Annotated in this window: 3 protein-coding genes and 1 pseudogene; all 4 read left to right on the forward strand. The window is 63.3% G+C overall.

All coding sequences use genetic code 11. The features are described from left to right. Positions 1–193 precede the first annotated feature (193 nt). Positions 194–814 (forward strand): recombinase family protein, encoded by a 621-nt coding sequence (locus ACP5E6_RS17610; protein ID WP_427956445.1) that lies wholly within the window; start codon positions 194–196, stop codon positions 812–814. Between the two features lie 2 nt (positions 815–816). Further along, a pseudogene (locus ACP5E6_RS17615) lies at positions 817–1,011 on the forward strand (helix-turn-helix domain-containing protein); the annotation flags it as partial. A gap of 171 nt (positions 1,012–1,182) precedes the next feature. After that, positions 1,183–2,286: a Mu transposase C-terminal domain-containing protein gene (locus ACP5E6_RS17620; RefSeq protein ID WP_427956450.1), complete on the forward strand. Its 1,104-nt coding sequence runs from the start codon at positions 1,183–1,185 to the stop codon at positions 2,284–2,286. Then, positions 2,279–3,085, forward strand: coding sequence for an AAA family ATPase (locus ACP5E6_RS17625; protein ID WP_427956447.1), 807 nt, complete (start codon positions 2,279–2,281; stop codon positions 3,083–3,085). The genes ACP5E6_RS17620 and ACP5E6_RS17625 overlap by 8 nt, the downstream gene beginning before the upstream one ends. Positions 3,086–3,137: the final 52 nt, after the last annotated feature.

Below are 3,137 nucleotides of genomic sequence, written 5' to 3' on the forward strand. Positions count from 1 at the left end.
CTGTCAATTTGAGAATTATCTGATCCTGTTCTTTGAATATTATCTGATTGCTTCGCCGATCGGGCTGCTCCATAATCTTCTGAGATTGAGGTTTTGTTAACATTGAATGTATGACGGGTTGTGGAGCGGCGTAACGCCTGGCGGTGTTGCTCTAAGCGCCTGTCACGCAATCGGATGTTTATGGAGCGGTCGTTTGGTACTGATCGGCTACATGAGGGTATCCAAGGCAGACGGATCCCAGGTCCTGGATCTGCAGCGCGACGCCCTTCTCGCCGCTGGGGTTACCGTCGCACACCTCTACGAAGACCTCGCCTCCGGCCGTCGGGATGACCGCCCCGGCCTTGTCGCCTGCACCAAGGCACTGCGCGCGAGCGACATGCTGGTCGTCTGGAAACTTGACCGGCTCGGGCGCGACCTGCGCCACCTCGTCAACTTGATGGACGATCTGACTAGGCGCGGTGTTGGCCTGAAAGTTCTCGCCGGTGAGGGAGCAGCGATCGACACGACAACCGCCGCGGGCAAGCTGGTGTTCGGCATCTTCGCGGCGCTAGCCGAGTTCGAGCGGGCCCTCATTGTCGAGCGTACGAAGGCCGGCCTCGTGGCGGCGCGCGCCCGGGGCCGCAATGGCGGCGCGCCGTTCAAGATGACCGCGGCGAAGCTACGCTTGGCGCAGGCGGCGATGGGCAAGCCTGAGACAAAGATCGCAAACCTCTGCCGTGAGCTCGGCATCACCCGCCAGACGCTCTACCGTCATGTCGCGCCCGACGGGTCGCTGCGCGCACACGGCACCAAGTTGCTCGGCAGCCGAGCGTGACCATGCCAACCGACGTCGCGGCTTCGGTTGCGGTGGACGACGCGGCCCTGACGCGGTTCCGGCTGCTCCAGCCCGTGCTGGAGAGTGGCGTCAGCGTTCCCTCCGTGGCGCGCGCAAGCGGCGTTCCAGTTCCGACGCTGCGTCGCTGGCTCCGCCTCTATCGCTTACATGGCCTGCCCGGTCTGCATCGCCGATCTCGCAGCGATCGCGGCGTCCGGCGCCGGCTGTCCGCCGAACTTGCAACGATCATCGAAGGCTTGGCGCTGGAACGACCGCGTCGATCGGTCGCAGCCATCCATCGCATCGTATGCGATACCGCTGCGCATGAGGGCAGATCGGCACCGAGCTACGCAACTGTCCACGCCATCATGCGCGCCATCGACCCCGCCTTGATGGTGCTTGCCCACCAGGGTGCCAAGGCCTACGCGCACGGCTTCGACCTGCTGCACCGTCGTGAGGCGACGCGGCCGAACGAGATCTGGCAGGCGGATCATACGGAGTTGGACATTCTGGTGCTCGACGAAGTGGGGGCCAACGTCCGGCCGTGGCTGACCATCGTCATCGACGATCACAGCCGCGGGATTGCCGCGTACCGCCTCTCGACCAGTGCTCCGAGTGCCTTGCAGACCGCGCTCGCATTGCGCAACGCGATCTGGCGCAAAGGCAAGGCGGGATGGACGATCTGCGGCATCCCCGAGATGCTCTACACAGATCACGGCTCCGACTTCACCTCGCGTCATATCGAACAGGTTTGCGCCGAGCTGAAGATCCGGCTGATCTTTTCGCAGATTGGCCAACCGCGTGGGCGGGGTCGTATCGAGCGGTTCTTCGGCACTCTGAACACATGCTGTCTGGCGGCGCTGCCAGGCTACATCGGTCCGGGCGGTCCGCCACCAAAGCCAGGGTTGACCCTTGTCCAGCTTGACGCCGCGCTGCGGCGCTTCATCGTCGAGACCTATCACCACGCGCCGCATAGCGTGACGGGAGAACCCCCGGAAGCACGGTGGAGCCGGGGTGGCTTCTTGCCTCGTATGCCGGCGTCGCTGGAAGAGCTCGATTTGCTGTTGCTGACGGTCAGTCGCCCGCGCCAGGTGCATCGCGACGGCATCCGCTTCCAGTCACTGCGCTATATCGATCCAACTCTCGCGCCCTTCGTCGGTGCGACGGTGACCATCCGTTACGACCCCGCCGATATCGCCGAGATCCGCATCTATCAGGACGACCGTTTCCTGTGCCGGGCCATCTGCCAAGAGCTGGCGGGCGAGGCGGTCAGCTTCAAGGACATCCTCCGCGCCCGGACGGAGCGCCGACGGGCGTTGCAATCCACGATCAAGGACCGGCGTTCGCTGATCGACCAGGTTCTGACCCGACCGACAACGGCGCCGTCTATCCCTGTTGTGCCGCCATCTCCCACTGCCAAAATCCCCACCAGCAAGGGAGCGCCGCCTCTTCGGCGATACCAGCATGAGTGATGGTGCCGTCGTTGTCCCGGGCTTTCTGGTGACCAAGGAATACCGCCGTTTCGAGGAGTTCTGCGGTGCTTGCCAGCGAGAGCGCTACATCGGCATCTGCTACGGGCCACCGGGGGTCGGAAAGACCCTCTCGGCGCGCCATTACGCGAAATGGGATCTGCTCGAAGGGCGCGACCCGCTCGCCTTCGGTGAAGCCGTACCGGTGGAAATCGCCGACTGCCATAGTCTACTGTACACACCGCCGGTCACCAACACGCCGCGAACGGTGCGCTCAAGCCTCGATGAACGACTGGTCCTACTGCGAGGTCTGGTCGGGCGAGCACGTCGCCCAGCCCATCCGGACGGCCAAGCCGACTTCAGCTCGCCCTGCGAACTGGTGATCATCGATGAGGCCGACCGACTCAGCACACCTAGCTTGGAGGAGCTGCGCGATTTCTATGACCGCGGCGAGATCGGCTTGGTGCTGATCGGCATGCCGGGGCTGGAGAGACGGCTGGCTCGCTATCCGCAGCTCTACTCGCGGGTCGGGTTCGCGCATGCGTTCCGCCCGCTGAACCAAGAGGAGGCGCGGTTCGTACTCGAACAACACTGGCAAGGCTGGGGCGGCACCATTCGCAGCGACGAGTTCGCTGATCAGGAAGCCGTGGCTGCCATCATCACCATTACTGCCGGTAATTTCCGCTTGATCGACCGACTCATGTCGCAGGTTAGGCGGATCAAGGAGCTCAACCAGCTCAGCACCGTCACCCGTGAAGTGGTAGACGCCGCCCGCGACTGTCTGGTCATCGGTGCTACCTGACACGATCAAATACCGCTCAAAAAACAGAATCAGATAATTCTCAAAGTGACAG

Source organism: Acidiphilium sp. (assembly GCF_049977125.1).
Taxonomy (GTDB): domain Bacteria; phylum Pseudomonadota; class Alphaproteobacteria; order Acetobacterales; family Acetobacteraceae; genus Acidiphilium.

Coding starts and splice junctions, on each gene's coding strand:
- ACP5E6_RS17620 (WP_427956450.1), top strand. CDS start 1,183: ATGCGCGCCATCGACCCCGCCTTGATGGTGCTTGCCCACCAGGGTGCC.
- ACP5E6_RS17625 (WP_427956447.1), top strand. CDS start 2,279: ATGAGTGATGGTGCCGTCGTTGTCCCGGGCTTTCTGGTGACCAAGGAA.